General features: G+C 35.3%; 12 protein-coding genes. 9 read left to right on the forward strand and 3 right to left on the reverse strand.

Annotation, left to right across the window (positions count from 1 at the left end; all coding sequences use genetic code 11):
- The first annotated feature begins 33 nt into the window (after positions 1–33).
- Positions 34–1,776 (forward strand): BamA/TamA family outer membrane protein, encoded by a 1,743-nt coding sequence (locus ABYT26_RS04520; RefSeq protein ID WP_372751705.1) that lies wholly within the window; start codon positions 34–36, stop codon positions 1,774–1,776.
- A 6-nt stretch (positions 1,777–1,782) separates the two neighbouring features.
- On the opposite strand, the gene ABYT26_RS04525 is transcribed toward ABYT26_RS04520, so the two are convergent.
- On the reverse strand, positions 1,783–2,343 hold the full coding sequence (locus tag ABYT26_RS04525) for a hypothetical protein (protein WP_372751706.1): 561 nt from the start codon (positions 2,341–2,343) through the stop codon (positions 1,783–1,785).
- A 307-nt stretch (positions 2,344–2,650) separates the two neighbouring features.
- Between ABYT26_RS04525 and ABYT26_RS04530 the strand changes: the two genes are divergently transcribed.
- Together ABYT26_RS04530 and ABYT26_RS04535 are read left to right on the forward strand one after the other, a co-directional pair.
- The gene (locus tag ABYT26_RS04530) at positions 2,651–5,575 is read left to right on the forward strand and encodes a PAS domain S-box protein (RefSeq protein ID WP_372751707.1); all 2,925 of its coding nucleotides are present in this window, start codon (positions 2,651–2,653) and stop codon (positions 5,573–5,575) included.
- A gap of 86 nt (positions 5,576–5,661) precedes the next feature.
- Positions 5,662–6,312, forward strand: coding sequence for an NAD(P)H-binding protein (locus ABYT26_RS04535; RefSeq protein WP_372751708.1), 651 nt, complete (start codon positions 5,662–5,664; stop codon positions 6,310–6,312).
- Between the two features lie 15 nt (positions 6,313–6,327).
- On the opposite strand, the gene ABYT26_RS04540 is transcribed toward ABYT26_RS04535, so the two are convergent.
- On the reverse strand, positions 6,328–7,086 hold the full coding sequence (locus ABYT26_RS04540) for an SDR family NAD(P)-dependent oxidoreductase (protein ID WP_372751709.1): 759 nt from the start codon (positions 7,084–7,086) through the stop codon (positions 6,328–6,330).
- A 134-nt stretch (positions 7,087–7,220) separates the two neighbouring features.
- On the opposite strand from ABYT26_RS04540, the gene purL reads away from it, so the two are divergent.
- From purL to ABYT26_RS04560, 4 genes are all read left to right on the forward strand, one after another.
- Positions 7,221–9,377: a phosphoribosylformylglycinamidine synthase subunit PurL gene (gene purL, locus ABYT26_RS04545; RefSeq protein ID WP_372751710.1), complete on the forward strand. Its 2,157-nt coding sequence runs from the start codon at positions 7,221–7,223 to the stop codon at positions 9,375–9,377.
- 139 nt (positions 9,378–9,516) lie between these two features.
- A complete protein-coding gene (gene ubiE / locus ABYT26_RS04550; protein WP_372751711.1) occupies positions 9,517–10,245 on the forward strand; it encodes a bifunctional demethylmenaquinone methyltransferase/2-methoxy-6-polyprenyl-1,4-benzoquinol methylase UbiE in 729 nt (242 codons plus the stop codon).
- Between the two features lie 41 nt (positions 10,246–10,286).
- Positions 10,287–10,991, forward strand: a complete 705-nt coding sequence (locus ABYT26_RS04555; protein WP_372751712.1) for a porin family protein — start codon at positions 10,287–10,289, stop codon at positions 10,989–10,991.
- A 28-nt stretch (positions 10,992–11,019) separates the two neighbouring features.
- A complete protein-coding gene (locus ABYT26_RS04560; protein WP_372751713.1) occupies positions 11,020–12,585 on the forward strand; it encodes an NAD(P)/FAD-dependent oxidoreductase in 1,566 nt (521 codons plus the stop codon).
- A gap of 3 nt (positions 12,586–12,588) precedes the next feature.
- Here ABYT26_RS04560 and ABYT26_RS04565 read toward each other — a convergent pair whose 3' ends face one another.
- Entirely contained in the window at positions 12,589–13,359 is a 771-nt protein-coding gene (locus tag ABYT26_RS04565) for a TrmH family RNA methyltransferase (RefSeq protein ID WP_372751714.1), read from the reverse strand.
- 163 nt (positions 13,360–13,522) lie between these two features.
- On the opposite strand from ABYT26_RS04565, the gene ABYT26_RS04570 reads away from it, so the two are divergent.
- Both ABYT26_RS04570 and fbaA read left to right on the forward strand, forming a co-directional pair.
- Entirely contained in the window at positions 13,523–15,862 is a 2,340-nt protein-coding gene (locus ABYT26_RS04570) for an outer membrane protein assembly factor (protein ID WP_372751715.1), read from the forward strand.
- 127 nt (positions 15,863–15,989) lie between these two features.
- On the forward strand, positions 15,990–17,066 hold the full coding sequence (gene fbaA / locus ABYT26_RS04575; protein ID WP_372751716.1) for a class II fructose-bisphosphate aldolase: 1,077 nt from the start codon (positions 15,990–15,992) through the stop codon (positions 17,064–17,066).
- The last annotated feature ends 95 nt before the right edge of the window (positions 17,067–17,161 follow it).

Raw genomic sequence — 17,161 nt, forward strand, 5'->3', positions numbered from 1 at the left:
CTTACTTTTGTTTGGAAGATATTGAATTAATTTATGAAAAAAATATTTCTCACCTTACTCATTAGTTGTTACCTACTTTCCTTAGGCCTTTGCCAAGAGAGAAGTTTGGTGTTGAAAATGCTTGAAGTTACTGCCTCGGAAGACACTGTGCGGTGCGTGAGTGTTGGTGTTGAGAAATTTGAAAACAAAGAATTGGCTTTTGCTCGTTTGAAAAATAAAATTTCCAAATGGAAACAAAATGCTTACTGGGAAGCCAGTGTCGACACAGTGCGATTTTCCAAGGATACAATTCTTGCTTTCCTGCATCGAGGTCAGAAGTATGAATGGGACGAGATTCATTTTCGTTATGCGGATAGCAGCGGTCTGGTTTCCTTGGAGGAATTTTTAGAACTTAAACAAAGAAAATTAATTAGGTCTATCGATTTGGAAAGTTCGCCCAATAAAATTCTGAACCAAATGGGGAATAAGGGGTATCCTTTTGCGCAATTATCATTGTCTGAAATTTCTATTTCTGAGGAAAAAATAAGTGGAGAATGGTCCGTTGAGCTGAATGATTTTATTCGCTGGGATGAAATGATCGTAAAGGGAAACTCAAAAATAAAAGCCCGGTTTTTGCAAGGGTATTTGGGTATTCATCCAAACAAAACCTATCGGGAAGATCGGAGTGAAGCAATCTCGGAAAAAATTGAAAATTTAGCTTTTGTAAAAGAAATTAAGCCTGCTGAGATTGAATTTGTTAGCGGAAAAGCAAGAGTGTACAACTATTTGGAAAAGGTGGCAGCAAATCAGTTCGATGGAATAATAGGTTTTCAAACGAATGAAGATGATAACAAACTAGAGCTGACAGGAGAAGTTAACCTGCTGCTTCAAAATACATTTTTGGCCGGAGAAAGTATTGGTTTTAATTGGCAAAAGGTCGATGAAGATAGCCAGAATTTGTCTGTTGAATTTATTTATCCCTACCTGATAACTTCAAGTTTAGGACTTGATTTTACGCTTGATATTGAGAAGAAAGATACTAGTTACATAAGCACTGGTATTGATATGGGAATTCGATTCTCTCAATCGGGAAAAAATTATAGCAAACTTTTTTTTAAACGAAATTCATCCTCTTTACTTGCTACCGATTATTTAGCCACAGCTACAGTTCTCCCTGATTATGCCGATGTTGCCTCTAATTTATTCGGTTTTGCGTACAATTTCGAAAATCTCGATTATTCGTTTAATCCCAAAAGGGGGTGGATTTTGAATTTGAATCTGGCAACAGGAAAGCATAAAATTAAAAAAAACTCGGCCATTTCGAGTGAACTGTATGATGATGTGGATTTAAGCGGAACGATAATTGATGCCGAATGGACAATAGAATTGAATGTTCCTATTCAGCAGAAAATTAGTTTGCGATTTAGAAGTAAAAGTGGGATCAGAGAATCAAATGATTTGTTTCAAAATGATCTTTTTAGTTTGGGCGGAATGAATTCCTTGCGAGGATTTAATGAAGATTCGTTTCGAGCCTCGGCCTATTCGGTGCTAACCAGCGAACTTCGTTTTATCCCTCAGCAAAATTCTAGTTTTTATTTGTTTTATGATGCTGCTTACTACCGAAATGATTATTTAGATGATAAAACTGAAGATTATCCATGGGGAGTTGGATTCGGTTTAAATTTTGCAACTAAATCGGGAATTTTTTCTTTGAACTATGGTGTTGGTAAACAAAAAAATAGTACTCTCGACCTTCAATCTGCTAAAATACATTTTGGATTTGCAAGTCGCTTTTAAAAGCGACTACCGATAGCCTTTTAACTTCACCAGTAGATAGTAGCTAAGTAGAATTACACCCCCTGTGATAACTGAGGCTAGCACAATAGGAAGTTGATTTTCTAAAAGAAGATTGATAGAGAAAATGATAAGTATAGAAGCAAGAACTCCAATGGAAAATGAGCTGATGATATATTTTAAGTTCGATTTGGAGGTTTTCTCAGCCAAATTCTCAAGTTGATCTACATTTACTTCAAATTTCTCAATAGCTTTCGAGAAAGCAGCGGTTTCTTTATTGAAAAAATCATTTTCTTCCTGCGAGATGAAAAATAAAAAAGTACTGAAGTGATAGTTAGCATAAATATTGTAATTCATTCGTTCCTTTTTCACAATCTCAATTTCTACAATGGTTTTCCACTTTATAGGATTTAATGAGAAAAGATTGCCAGAGAGAGCTCCTCGGTGAAAAATCATTCCCTGAGCATTTGCATCAATAAGCGTGTATCCACGGACTTCATAGAATTTAATGATATCCGAAACCAGAAGTTTTTTGTTCCTTTTAATATTAAAGCCAATTAGTTTTTTCATGTGCTAGTGGATGTGTTTCAAATGTATCAAAAAAAAGGAAATACACCAATTTAGAGTGGTTAAATAGACTTTGTGGGAACTATTTGTTTAGGAATATAATAGCTGCTTTTTTGTGATTTTTACGAGCAGAATAATCCTATTTTTTCTGTAGTGAAAATTCTCTAATGTCTTGTTTTGTTGTGTTTTACAATAATTGAAATTTTATTATTTATTGTGAAAAAAAAGCTGTTTTTTCATAACTCAAAGTAAAGAATTACAGTATAAAACCCAAGTATTGCTGCTATTTTTAAAATCTAAACTTTTCTTTATGCGTAAGGATCCTTACTCTCTTTTAAATTCAGAAAATATTTCATCAACTACAATGTTGCCTTACTATAGGGGTGTTGAACTCCCTGGAAACCTGAGTCGTATACTCACTGATTTTTACAATCTGCTTGGTTGTCCTGCTTGTTTTGTTGATTTTACTGATCGGAGCGTTTTTAGTAAAGGTTGGCATGAAAAACCCAATGTTGAAATTTGTAGAGGGAAAGGAAAGTTATTTTCGGAAAAGGATTCAAATGATAAGGGTTTAAGAGAAATTCAATATTCCGATTCCTGTTTGGGAACCTGGATGCCTATTCTGGTAAAGAAACGTGTAATTGGATATTTTGTGGTTGGGCAATATATTATGGCCTCTAATTCATGCGTAGATGATAAGATAAGGGAAAAAAAAAGGACAGGGGATGCAGTTTATTTAGATGGAAATATTCGAATTCTCTCACAAAAAGAAAAAACCGACATCCTTCATAAAGCGTCTAGATTTGTTGAGGCTATTTCAAATCAATTTACCTATGTTTACGATCTGAAAGAGGAAATTCGGAAAAATAAAGAAACAGCAAATCAGCTGCGCGTACAAAAATCTTTCTTTGAAAATTTATTTGATCATTCTCCTGATGCCATACTTATTTTAGATAATGAAGATAAGGTGCTTAGGGCAAATCAGGAGTTTCTTCATTTATTTGAATATTCGTTAGAGGAAATTATTGATCAAAAAATTAATGATTTTATTATTCCTGAAAGGTATAAAAATGAACAGGTTATTTCACTAAAAAACCTAGCTGCCGATAGCTCGGTTGATGTAACAACTATTCGCCAAACTAAATTGGGAAAACAAATTCATGTTCAGCTTCGTGGAAAACCAATTGTGTTGGATGATAATCAGCTTGCTTTTTGTGTTATATACAGAAATCTTACGCAGCAGATTTGGAATCAAAAATGTCAACAGGTAATGTTGCGGATTTCCGAAATATTAAATTCTTCTATGAATTCAATTGCGGTGATCAATCATATTGGAAAAGAATTGCAACAAATCGTTGGTGCAGGAAAATTATTTTTGGAACTGATTAGCCCCGATAGAAGATGCTTGCGTTCGTTTATCGAAAACGATGAAGAATTTAAGGAAGTAAATATTTCAGAATCTTTGAGCAGTCTGGTAATTCGAGAACGTGAGACCCTTTATTTAGACAATAGTCAGATTGATGAGTTGATGAGTTCGAATCAGATTTTGTTAGGGGAAATTCCCAAAAGATGGCTTGGAATTCCTCTTATTGCCGAAGATCAAGTGATTGGAGTTTTTGGGGTCGCTTGTTTTGTAGATGGTTCTGAATTAAATTCAGAAAGTATAGACTTGATGAAAACACTTTCTGTACAATTAGCTACTGGAGTCATTAAAAAAACAAGAGATCAGGAATTGCGCATGTTCCAGCGAGCTTTAGAACAAAGTCCGGCCTCCATTCTAATTACAGATGTAAAAGGAAATATAGAATATGTTAATCCTAAATTTTGTGATGTTACTGGTTATGGTTTTAAAGAAGTGTTGGGGAAAAATCCAAGATTTCTTAAATCAGGAAATACATCTGATAGTACCTATCGTGAAATGTGGAAGACCGTATTGGCAGGAGGAGAATGGCATGGGGAATTTCTTAATGTGAAAAAGAGTAATGAATTATTTTGGGAAACAGCTAATCTTTCAGCAGTAAAAGATGAATTAGGAAGAATAACCCACATTGTTTCGGTGAAAGAAGATATTACCAGAACTAAAAAATTCCAAAAAGAACTTTTGGAATCAAAAAATAGAGCAGAAGAATCAGATCGTTTAAAATCGGCTTTTTTGGCTAATATGTCTCATGAATTAAGAACACCACTAAATGCAGTAATTGGTTTTTCAAACTTATGTGATGAATCTTTGTCTATAAATGAAATTCTCGAGTTTGTTGGTTTAATTAATAAGAGCGGAAATCAATTGCTGGGCATTATTGAAGATATTTTAAGCTTTACTTCTATCGAAAGTGAAAACTTTCAAATTGGCGAGGAAGAGTTTTTCATGTTAAACTTCCTCGACGAGGTGGAGAAAATAGCCAAAACTAAGCAGGTGCAGGAGAATAAAGAGTGTTTAGGCTTGCAATTTAAGCCTGATGAAAATTATACTGCGATATTAGTCAAGTCAGATTACCAGCGATTAATGCAGGTGGTGACTAATTTAATAAAGAATGCTTTAAAATTTACAAACGAGGGTTTTGTAGAATTTGGATATCATGTTCAGGGTGATGAATTGTCTCTTTACGTAAAAGATACAGGAGTTGGAATTGAACAAGGTAAAAAAGATATTATTTTTGATAAATTTAGGCAAGCTGATGATTCTATAGCTAGGACTTTTGGCGGAACAGGAATGGGATTAGCCATTGCAAAGAAAATTATGGATATGTTGGATGGTTCTATTCAGGTAGAATCGGAACCTAATAAGGGATCAATTTTTACTTTAAAATTAAATTGTGTGATCTCTAAATCCAATAGTAAAATAGAGATGATGAGTGAGAATACATTGAGAACTTTGAATTTGCCATTAATACTGGTTGCTGAAGATGAAATTTCAAATTTTAAATTGATCGAGGCAATACTAAAACGAAACAGTTATGAGGTAATTAGAGCCGAAAATGGAGCTGAAGCCGTTGAAATATGTAGGGATAATTCCAATATTAGCTTGGTTTTAATGGACATACGAATGCCGATAATGGATGGATTGATTGCAACAAAAAAAATTAAAAGTTTTAAGCCTAATTTACCCATTATAGCACAAACAGCTTATGCTATGGATGGAGATGAAAATAAGGCACTAGAGGAAGGCTGCAACGATTATATTTCCAAGCCCATAAGAAGAGATCTTTTGCTGGAGAAACTATCGGCATTGCTGTAGCTTGTACTTCTTAAAACTTTCAATGTGAAAATTTTAGTTCGGGATGAGCAATAGCATGATTAGTTAAAATTGTAAGCAAAAATTTTATGAAAGCAATTATTGTTGGAGGTTCTGGATTTACAGGAAGAAAGCTAATAGATCTTCTTTTGCAGGATGAACAAATCACAAAGGTTTATGCATTGCTTCGTCATAAAATTGATTTGACTCATGATCAACTTGTTCAGGTCTTGGTCGATTTTGAAAATCTCTCTTTTGCTGCTATTACTGAATCTTGTGACCTTGCGTTTTGTTGTTTGGGATCAACCATTCGTAAGGCAGGTACAAAAGATAATTTTCGCAAGGTAGATTTCGACTACGTTCTTGCTTTTGCCAAATTGTGCGAACAACATGCGGTAAGTGATTTTCATTTTATAAGCGCAATTGGAGCGAATCCTAAATCGATTTTTTTTTATCAACGAATAAAGGGAGAAGTGGAGCAATTTATTAGAACACAATCTTTTAATTCGGTGGTTATTTACCGTCCATCAGTAATATATGGAAATAGAAAAGAATTTCGGCCTTTCGAAGCGTTTGCTGCTTGGATCAGCCGAAATCTGTATTTTCATTTTGTTGGTAAATTGAAAAGAATTGCCGCTGTTACTGGCGACCAACTTGCAACAACCATTTACCTAGAATCAAAAAAACGAGTCGTTGGTTGTTGCATTATTGAATCGGAGAAAATTTCTCAAATTCAATAGTCTCTTTTTTAACGACTAGTTTCTATTCACATCTCTCGACGAAGCCTGATTGGTTGGCATAATTAAAATGTCGTTGATGTTTACATGAGCAGGACGAGTCGCAATAAATTCTACAGTTTCAGCAATATCTTCCGCATTTAAAGGGGTAAATCCATTGTAAACCTGACTGGCTTTTCCTGAGTCGCCTTTGAATCTTACCAGTGAAAATTCAGTTTCAACCATGCCTGGGGCAATCGAGGAAACCTTAATGTTATGGGGTAATAAATCAATTCTAGAGCCTTTTGTGATCGCATCAACAGCATGTTTTGTGGCACAATATACATTCCCTCCTGGGTAAACCTCTTTTCCGGCAATTGAAGTAATGTTGATAATGTGTCCGGCTTTTTGTTCTATCATCAACGGACTAACAGCTTTGGTTACATAAAGCAATCCTTTTACATTGGTGTCAATCATACGCTCCCAGTCATCAATAATTCCTTCCTGAATAGGTGAAACTCCTACCGCCAAACCAGCATTGTTCAGTAGTAGATCAATCTTTTTCCATTCTTTGGGAAGAGAGTTTATTTTTTCATCCACATCAATCTGATTTCTTACATCTAATTCCAAAGATAGAACCTTAACCTTGTATTGTCCAAGGATTTCTTCTTTTACCTGTTCTAGTTTTTCTTTTCTGCGCCCCAAAATAATTAAATCAAAACCAATTTGAGCTAATTTTTTTGCGCAAGCTTCCCCAATACCCGCAGTGGCTCCTGTTATTAAGGCAATTTTGTTCATTTTATTAGAGTTTTTAAATTTTATCGATTTCTTATTTTTCCTAAGAGTAAGTAAAGGTAAAAACTACTGTGATTATTCGTGTTCCTATCTTATTTTTTTTAAATTTAAGATATTATCACCTAAAAGCTCTCATCATGGAAAAACAGGACGTTTCGGTACAACTAGCAGAAGATTTAGGAATTAGCAAAGAGGCTTTCGATAAAATTTCACATTCTTTAGGACGAACACCCAATGTATTGGAGCTGGAGATTTATTCAGTGATGTGGTCCGAAAATATATCCTATAAAAGTTCTTTTAATTGGATTAATTCATTGCCAAATAAGGGTGAGAAAATCATTGCTGGAGCCCGGGAGTCGAATGCTGGTGTTGTTGATATTGGTGGTGATGAGTATTGCGTGTTTAAAATGGGTACGCATAATCATCCAAGCGGAATTGACCCATACGAGGGAGCAGCGACCTGTGTTGGTGATTTGTGCCGTGATGTTGTTTCTATGGGAGCAAAACCTATGTTTGTACTAAATTCATTGCGTTTCGGTGATACTTCCCTAGATCGCACCAAGTGGTTAATGGATGAGGTGGTAAAGGGAATACGTGATTATTCCGCTGTTCTTCATATGGAAAATATGGGTGGTGAGGTATGTTTCAATTCAAGTTACGATACTAATCCTTTGGTAAATGTGATGGTTGCAGGTCTTGTTTCTAAAGATCAATTGTTACTGAATAGAGAAATGAAACCCGGACAATTGATTTTAATTGCTGGCAATTCAACCGGAGCAGAAGGAGTTTACGGTCAGGATGAGGATTTTACCATTCCTAAAGGAAATCCAAAAATGGGAAGCTCACTGATTGAGTGCATTCTTTGTTTAAATGCAATAAATGCACTGGTGCGAATTGAAAATTTAGATTTGGTAGGAATAGTAAACGCAATTGCTTCCATCAGTGTTCATGCAAAAACAGGTGCAGATATTAATTTGAATCAAATTCCACTTAATCAGGAAGGACTCAGAGTTGAACAGGTTCTTTTTTCAAGAACTCAGGAACGAATAATTTTGGTTATTGATGAGGAGAATGAAGAGGTGGTTTTGAAAGAGTTTGAAAAAGCAAAAATTCCCTGTAGTAGAATTGGACAGATAAGTGAGCGAAAAACGATTCAATTTACCGAAGCTTCAAAAGTTATTGCAGAGGTAAATGCTTATGATTTGGTTATGGGATATGGAGCTCCTCAAACAAATAGAAAGCATACCTCGCAGAAAAAGAAAGAAGAAGTCGATTATATAGAAAAGATTCCAGAGCCAGGTAATTATTGGAAAGTGATTAATCAAATGGTGAACAAACCAAACTTATTAATCAAGGAATTCTTGCAGTTGAATTATGAAGAGGAAACCAATAAATCACCTTCTGATGCTCAAATTGCAAAAGTAAATTTAAATGGGAAAGCACTTTGTTTTACCGTGCTTGGAAATACAGTCTATTCGTATAGTGATGCCAATTTGGGGGCGCAAATTAATATTGCCAGAGCAGCTCGTCGTATTGTTTGTTCCGGTGGTAAACCGATGGCTATAAACGATTGCTTGAATTTCGGAAGTCCTTTGGATGAAAATGTATTTTCTCAATTTGTTGAAACAATTAAGGGTATTTCTTATGCCAGTGAATTTTTTGGAACACCTGTTGTTGGTGGTAATGTTAGCTTCTATAATGAAAGTTCTGTTCAGGGAAAACGAGAAGCTATCAAACCAACACCCATCATAGGAATGTTTGGACTTATAGAACCAGATACAAATCATATGTCCTATATTTTCAGAAATAAGGGCGATATGATTTTTCTGATAGGTGAATCTCGGAATGATATTTCAGGGTCGGAATATTTGTGTTCAATTCATCAAAAATGCGGATTTGGAGTTCCTTACTTTAATCTTAAGGAGGAGAAATTGATGAATAAAGTGCTGGCCGATTTAATTGAGCGAAAAATAGTATGCTCAGCACATTCAGTGGAGCGAGGTGGTCTTTTCTTTAACTTGATAGAATCAGCAATGTCTTTAGGATTAGGGTTTGATATTACTTCTCCAGCTGAAATTCGTACAGATGCTTTCTTGTTTGGAGAGTCGCAAGGAAGGGTGGTTGTTTCGGTTTGTATGGAAAATGAAGATGAATTTGTTGATATGATGATGGAAAGCGGCGTTCCTTTTTCTACCTTAGGGCATGTTACTAAAAAAGAAGTGAGGATTGATGATATTTCGTATGGGTATATTGATGAGTATAAAAAAGTATATCAACAGAAAACCATCAAGTAAATCTGGTGAATAAGAAATGCATTTAACTTTACAACAAAGAATCGGGTAATGGTTCTTTGTTTTTCATTCGCTATATTTGTGGCTTTATTATTGAATTAGTCGAGAGACTAAACCTATTTACTCATTATATTTTTGATTCGTGGTAAATCCATATAAAGATTTAAATAAAGGCAAGAAAGATCAGGTGGCCTTGATGTTTAATAATATTGCCAGAAAATATGATTTTTTAAATCATTTTTTATCCATGGGAATTGATAAGCTCTGGAGAAAGAAAGCGGTTAAGTTACTGCAACCCTTAAAGCCCAAACAGCTTTTGGATATTGCTACAGGAACCGGTGATTTTGCTTTGGCTTGTTTGAAACTAAATCCTGATAAAGTAACAGGAATTGATATTTCAACAGAAATGTTGGCCGTAGGGAGAGAGAAAATTGCAAAAAAGAATCTACAGCATAAAATAGAATTGTTCGAGGGCGATTCTGAAAATATTAAATTTGCTGATAATTCTTTTGATGCCATAACAGTGGCTTTTGGGGTTCGTAATTTTGAAAATCTTGAAAAAGGACTTCAAGAAATGAATCGTGTTGTGCGTCCTGGAGGAAAAGTAGTTGTGCTTGAGTTCTCAAAACCTAAAAAGTTTCCTGTTAAACAATTTTATAATTTTTATTTTTTTAATATTCTTCCTTTGTGGGGGAAAGTGGTTTCAAAGGATAGTTCAGCATATACCTATTTGCCAGAGTCTGTGGGAGCTTTTCCTGATGGTGAAGATTTTCTTAGCATCTACAAATCGTGTGGTTTTGAGAATACAGAACAAATTAAGCTGAGTTTTGGAATTGCTTCGATTTACATTGGAACGAAACCAATACAATAAAACCTTTTTTTGCTGGTTTATATTTAAAAGAATTTCTGAATTTGAAAAAAGCGCTATTTATATTGTCTTTTCTGTGCTGTTTTTCCTCTGTTTTTTCACAAAGGAGATACAAGGCTGAGAGTATTTTAAATTATCAGAAAGTTGATCAAACATGGCTGCATTTTGGTTTCACCATTGGAGTGAATAGCATGGATTTTGCAATTTACAATTCTGGAGATGGAGAGGCTCGTGCCGAGCAGGTTATTTTCTCTCCAGGCTTTTCGGTGGGTATTGTTTCCGACCTAAGGTTACATGAGGATTGGTCTTTGCGATTTCTTCCCGGATTAGAATTCGGACAACGAACCATAAAATACTCAAATCTTGATGTGGAAGAGGTTAATGTTGAGTCGGTTTTGGTGAATTTGCCTTTGTTGTTGAAATACAAAGCAAAACGATTGAACAATTATCGACCATACCTAATTGGAGGGGCGAGTTTTAAAATCGATGTGCAGTCGCAAGATGCGCTCGATCCGGATAACGATATGTTGGTGAGATTAAAAACAACCGATCTGTATTTGGAACTAGGGGCAGGTGTGGATTTTTATTTGCCTTATTTTAAACTGGCAACTGAATTGAAATTTGCTGTTGGTTTAAAAGATATCCTCAATCATGAATATGATATTGATAATCCTGGCTACGAAGAGTACACAGGAGCTATCGAAAAGCTAAATTCCAAAATTATTACCCTTTCTTTTCATTTCGAATAGGAATAAATTTCTCCTAATTTTTAATAAAATGATTACCGAACTAGATATAGTCCTAAGCCCTAAAGATGCTTCTGATGAAAAGTATTATAAGCCCATTGTGGCTAAAAAGCTAGGCGTTTCTGTCGAGCAGATTTATGGACTGAAAATTCTGAGAAAATCAATTGATGCCCGACGAAGAAATATTTTAATAAATCTAAGGTTTCGTGTTGCATGTGAGGAGAATTTTCCTGAGTCGGATGAATTTACTGTTGAATACCAAAATGTAGAAACAAAACCAAAGGTACTTGTTGTGGGAGCAGGACCAGCAGGTCTTTTTGCAGCACTTCGTTTAATTGAATTGGGTTATCGGCCTGTAGTTTTGGAGAGAGGGAAAAGTGTTGAAGATAGAAAAAAAGACTTGAGTGAATTGCATCGAAATCGAAACGTAAATCCCAATTCCAATTATAGTTTTGGAGAGGGAGGAGCAGGTACATTTTCAGATGGAAAATTATATACTCGTTCTAAAAAACGCGGCGATTTAAAGAAAATTCTAAATGTTTTGCATTTTCATGGTGCACAGGACGAAATTTTATATGATGCTCATCCGCATATTGGAACCGATGTTTTGCCCAAAGTAATTGTTCGTATGCGAAAAAATATTCTAAAAGCCGGAGGTCAAGTGTTTTTCTCGACTAAGGTGGTTGATTATCTTTTGGAAGACGATAAGGTTTGTGGTGTGCGTACCGAAAGAGGAGAGGAAATATATGGAGAAGGCCTTATCCTTGCAATTGGACATTCTGCTCGAGATGTTTATCGAAAATTGGATGAGAAGGGAATAGATTTGGAGCTGAAATCATTTGCCATGGGGGTTCGAATTGAGCATCCTCAGGAGCTAATTGACCAAATTCAATATCACAATCCTAAAGGTCGAGGTGCTTATTTGCCAGCAGCTAGTTATAGTTTTGTGCAACAGGTCGAAAATAGAGGGGTTTACTCTTTTTGCATGTGTCCGGGAGGTGTTATTGTCCCCGCAGCTACAGATGGTAATCAGCAGGTTGTAAATGGTATGTCTTCATCAAATCGAAATACAGCTTTTGCAAATTCAGGAATGGCTGTTGAGATTCGAATACAAGATTTAAAATCCTATGAACAGTACGGAGCTTTGGCTGGTTTGCATTTTCAGGAAGCGCTTGAAGAAAGAGCCTTTCTTGAAGGAGGCAAAAATTTAACGGCTCCCGCTCAGCGGATGAATGATTTTGTGATTGGCAAAAAAAGCAGCTCGTTACCTAAAACATCCTATCATTTAGGAATTGTATCGTCGTGCATGCACGAGTGGTTGCCTGAGGGCATCCGATTTCGTTTACAGGAGGCTTTTAAGGCATTTGGTCGTAAATCGAAAGGTTTTTTGACCAATGAGGCGCTTATTTTGGGAGTTGAATCAAGAACATCATCACCAGTTCGAATTCCACGAGATAGGGAGAGCTTTCAGCACATTCGAATTGAAGGATTGTTTCCTTGTGGTGAGGGTGCTGGTTATGCCGGAGGAATTGTTTCTGCTGCAATGGATGGGGAACGATGTGCCGAAGCATTTGATCGATATATGAATTCAAATTAGCAACTAAAATTCTTGTCGTCGGAATTCAGAACAAATAATAGAAGTGGCAACCGATACATTTAACGATTCGGATGCAGCTTCCCCGCATGGAAAATCGGGAATGTAAAGTTTGTTTGAAACCAGTTTTTGAATGCTTTCCGAAACACCTTTCCCTTCATTGCCCATAATAATGAAACCCTTTTTTTGAAGTTCGCATTTGTAGATGATTTCTCCTTCGAGAAAGGTTCCATAGATCGGGAAATCGGGTTTTTTGTATTTTAAAATCATTGTTTTAAGATCGACGTAGCTTACATTAACACTCGAAATTGCACCCATGGTAGCTTGAATTACTTTGGGGTTGTACAAATCAACAGTATTGCACGAGCAAAAAATATGTTTGATGCCAAACCAATCGGCAATGCGTATAATCGTACCTAAATTACCTGGGTCCTGCACATCATCAAGAAGAATAGATAGTGAATTTTGAATGTTTTTCTCATTCACTTCCCGAGTTGGCATTTTAAAAACAGCAAGTACTGAGGACGGAGATTTTAGAGAACTGATTTTTTTCATCTGAATTGCGTCAGTTTCAATTCGGTTGTTGATTTTCACTTGATTTCCAATCGAATTCTTTGTATTCCACTCCTTAGTGTAAATCAGATATTCAACTTTTGTTTTTGCCGCAATTAAATCGGAAATTAATTTGTTCCCTTCTGCAACAAAAAGTTGATGTAGATCTCTGTATTTCTTTTGTTGAAGACTGGTTATCAGTTTGATTTGATTTTTGGATAGCACGGTGAATATTTTGAAAAAATTAACAGTTAAAAGCATTGTAAAGCCAACAATATTTCATTGAAGTTACTTATCTTTGGCGTATGTAAATGTATTAATACGTCTATTATACTTGAAGTCTCACAAGAAATACAAAAATAGGTATAATTTCCTGATTTTATTTTTTTTGGCAAGTTTGCTTTTGTCCTTAGGTTCTTGTTCTACCACAAAACATGTGGGTGAGAATGAATACCTGTTAAATAAAGTAATTGTTAAAACGAATGATAAATCCATATCATCAGGGGAATTAAAACGTAATGTGAAACAGAATCCTAACATGAAAATTTTAGGATTCTGGAAATTTCATTTGGGTTTGTTTAATTTAGCAGGTAAAGACAAAAGCAAAGGTTTTAACAAATGGCTAAGAAGAATTGGTGAAGAACCAGTTATTTATGAGGATTTTCAGACCAAAAGATCTTCAGGTCAGTTGAAGATTTATTTGCAACAGAAAGGCTATTTTAATGCCGAAGTGCGCGACTCTACAGTGTTTAAAAAGAAGAAAGCCAGAGTGTACTACTTTGTCGATGCCAAGGAACCCTATCGGTATCGCTCTATTTATAGAGGTGTAAATGATCTTCCCTATAATTTTCTGTCTCCTTTTCAGGAAAAGAGTGAGATGCCTGATTCTACGGAAATACGGAAATACATTGTTGCCGATAAGGAAAATTCTAATGTTAAAATGGGCGAAAAAGTGGATTCGGATGTTTTAACCAATGAGAGAGTTAGGATATCGAAATCACTTAAGAATCAAGGGTATTTTAATTTTTCTAGGGAATATATCCATTTTTTAATGGATAGTACAAGTAAAAATAATCAGATGGATGTTTTTGTAGGCGTGAAAACTCCAGTAGATAGTAGCGCACTAAAAAAATTCCGAATTAATCAAATATCAATTTTTACCGAGTACGACACAAAATTGATATTACTGAATGATCAAAAGTATTTGAATGCATTGGATACAATGCAGTATAATGGCTTTAATTTTATTTACAAAGACAAAATCAAAATTAAGCCCGATGTGATTTTATCGTCTATTCTGATTCGAAAAGAGGAACTTTACAATCTAAAATCAGTAGAACAAACCTACAGTCGATTGCAATCCTTAAATCAATTCAAGTTTGTGAATATCAAGTTTGAGGTAGATCCAAATTCACTTCAAGATCCTATTGCTGGTCTTAATTGTATTATTCAATTATCGCCTTACAATCGTCAATCATATTCTGTCGAGTTCGAAGGAACTAATTCGTGGGGCAATATTGGTTTTGCCGGTAATTTAAATTATCAGCATAAGAATTTATTTGGAGGGGCCGAAATTTTAGATCTGCAATTCTCTACTGCAAAAGAGACCTTTTACTCTAGCGATCAAACTGATTTTAGCTCTTCGGAATACGGTGTGGAGTCAAAATTGAGCATTACGAAATTTTTACTTCCCCTGCTTAATGCAGAGAAGTTTAGAAAATCATACAATCCCAAAACTGTTTTTTCACTGTCTTATAATTATCAGGAACGACCTGATTACACCCGAACCATTTTAGATGCAAGTTTTGGATATGAGTGGAAGTCTTCGAAATACATTTCTCACACATTCAATTTAATGGAGCTGTATTTTGTGGATGTAAAGAACTTAAGTGACGATTTCATCTCTTCAATTAGTAGTTTATATATTCAAAATTCATTTACCGATCACGTAATCCCTGCAAGTAGTTATTCATTCTTGTACAACAATCAGAATATTAATAAGTCAGGAAATTATGATTATTTTAAATTTAATTTCGAGACAGCAGGAAATTCGCTTAATGAACTGAATAAATTATTAGGAAGAGATAAAGAAGTTAGTTACGATGACGATGGTAATGTAGATGAAACTTATTATGATTTTCTAGGAATTCGTTATGCACAGTATGTGAAAGCAGATTTTGAATTCCGACACAATTATTACATCAATAAAGCTAACAGAATAGTTTATCGTTTATTTGCCGGAGCCGGACTTCCTTATGGAAATTTTAAGGTTTTGCCATTCGAAAAAAGTTATGTTTCGGGTGGAGCGAGTGGCATAAGAGCATGGCAAATAGGTTCTTTAGGTCCTGGGTCGTTTGTGACCGATGAGGATGTCGATTATCCGTATAATTATGCTGATTTAAAGTTAGAGGTCAATTTAGAATATCGTTTTAAATTGTTTTGGGTTTTGGAAGGAGCTTTGTTTGTTGATGCGGGTAATATATGGGCTTTGTCTAAGAGTGATGATCGAGAAGGTGGCATTTTTAAATTGAATCGTTTTTATAAGGAAATAGCGCTGGGAACAGGATTTGGAACGCGTATTGATTTGAGTTTTATTATTTTTCGTATTGATTTAGGTTTGAAATTACGAGATCCATCTGCAGATGTTGAGAAAAGTTGGGTGATTGCTCATCGGCCTTTTAAATTTAGTCAGTTAAATTTTAATATTGGAATTGGGTACCCCTTCTAAATCGCATTCGTTTGCATAATTTTCTTGTCTTTAAAACAGTGCAAAATCTATTATTTCTTTTTAACTTCGTGCCAAATAGATTTTTAGCCTATTTTACATTCATAACTATCCGATAAAATTATATATTATGAAACGAGTATTAGATGTAGTGAAACCAGGAGTGGTAACTGGTGATGATGTGCAAAAGTTATTCCAAGTTGCTAAAGAAGAGGGTTTTGCAATCCCAGCGGTGAATGTTATTGGAACCAATTCAATCAATGCTGCTCTTGAGGCAGCTCGCGAGGTGAATTCTCCTATTATCATTCAGTTTTCAAATGGTGGTGCTTCTTTTTTCGCTGGAAAAGGAATTATTGCTGAAGGTCAGGAAGGTGCTATAATTGGTGGTATTGCAGGTGCTAAATATGTTCATGCCGTTGCAGAACATTATGGTGTTCCTGTTATTGTACATACCGATCATGCTGCTAAAAAATTATTGCCTTGGATTGACGGCTTGTTAACTGCTGGAGAAGAATTTTTTGCACAAACAGGAAAGCCTTTATTCAGCTCTCATATGTTGGATTTATCAGAAGAATCTTTAGAGGAAAACATTTCAACATGTGCTAAATATCTTGAGCGCATGAAAAAAATGGGAATGACTCTAGAAATTGAATTGGGTTGTACTGGTGGAGAAGAAGATGGTGTAGATAATTCAGATATGGATAATTCTTTACTATATACACAACCTTCTGATGTTGCTTTGGCTTACGAAAGCTTACTAAAAGTTTCTCCTCGTTTTACAATTGCTGCTTCATTTGGTAATGTTCATGGTGTTTATAAACCAGGTAATGTGGTGTTAACTCCAAAAATCCTATTGAATTCTCAATCATTTATTTCTGAGAAATACGGAGTAGCTAAGAATACTGTAGACTTTGTTTTCCACGGTGGATCAGGTTCTAGTGTAGAGGAAATTCGCGAAGCAATCTCTTATGGAGTTGTTAAGATGAACATCGATACAGATACTCAGTGGGCTTGTTGGGATGGTGTTCGTGCTTTCGAAGCTAAAAACCATGATTATCTTCAAGGTCAAATTGGAAATCCTGATGGAGAAGATAAGCCAAATAAGAAATTTTACGATCCTCGTGTATGGTTACGTGCAGGTGAAGTATCAATGAAAGATCGTTTAGTGAAAGCTTTCGAAGATTTAAATAATGTAGGACGTAACTAAAATTAACGTTCTGTGAAATCATATAAACCCGGATTTATTCCGGGTTTTTTTGTCGTTGAAGGTTTTAATAATTTAATGCATTTTTGAAATTGAAG

The sequence above is a fragment of the Labilibaculum sp. genome, from assembly GCF_041595635.1.
In the GTDB taxonomy this organism is placed as follows: domain Bacteria; phylum Bacteroidota; class Bacteroidia; order Bacteroidales; family Marinifilaceae; genus Labilibaculum.

Coding starts and splice junctions, on each gene's coding strand:
- purL (WP_372751710.1), top strand. CDS start 7,221: ATGGAAAAACAGGACGTTTCGGTACAACTAGCAGAAGATTTAGGAATT.
- fbaA (WP_372751716.1), top strand. CDS start 15,990: ATGAAACGAGTATTAGATGTAGTGAAACCAGGAGTGGTAACTGGTGAT.
- ABYT26_RS04560 (WP_372751713.1), top strand. CDS start 11,020: ATGATTACCGAACTAGATATAGTCCTAAGCCCTAAAGATGCTTCTGAT.
- ABYT26_RS04540 (WP_372751709.1), bottom strand. CDS start 7,086: ATGAACAAAATTGCCTTAATAACAGGAGCCACTGCGGGTATTGGGGAA.
- ABYT26_RS04525 (WP_372751706.1), bottom strand. CDS start 2,343: ATGAAAAAACTAATTGGCTTTAATATTAAAAGGAACAAAAAACTTCTG.
- ABYT26_RS04520 (WP_372751705.1), top strand. CDS start 34: ATGAAAAAAATATTTCTCACCTTACTCATTAGTTGTTACCTACTTTCC.
- ABYT26_RS04535 (WP_372751708.1), top strand. CDS start 5,662: ATGAAAGCAATTATTGTTGGAGGTTCTGGATTTACAGGAAGAAAGCTA.
- ABYT26_RS04530 (WP_372751707.1), top strand. CDS start 2,651: ATGCGTAAGGATCCTTACTCTCTTTTAAATTCAGAAAATATTTCATCA.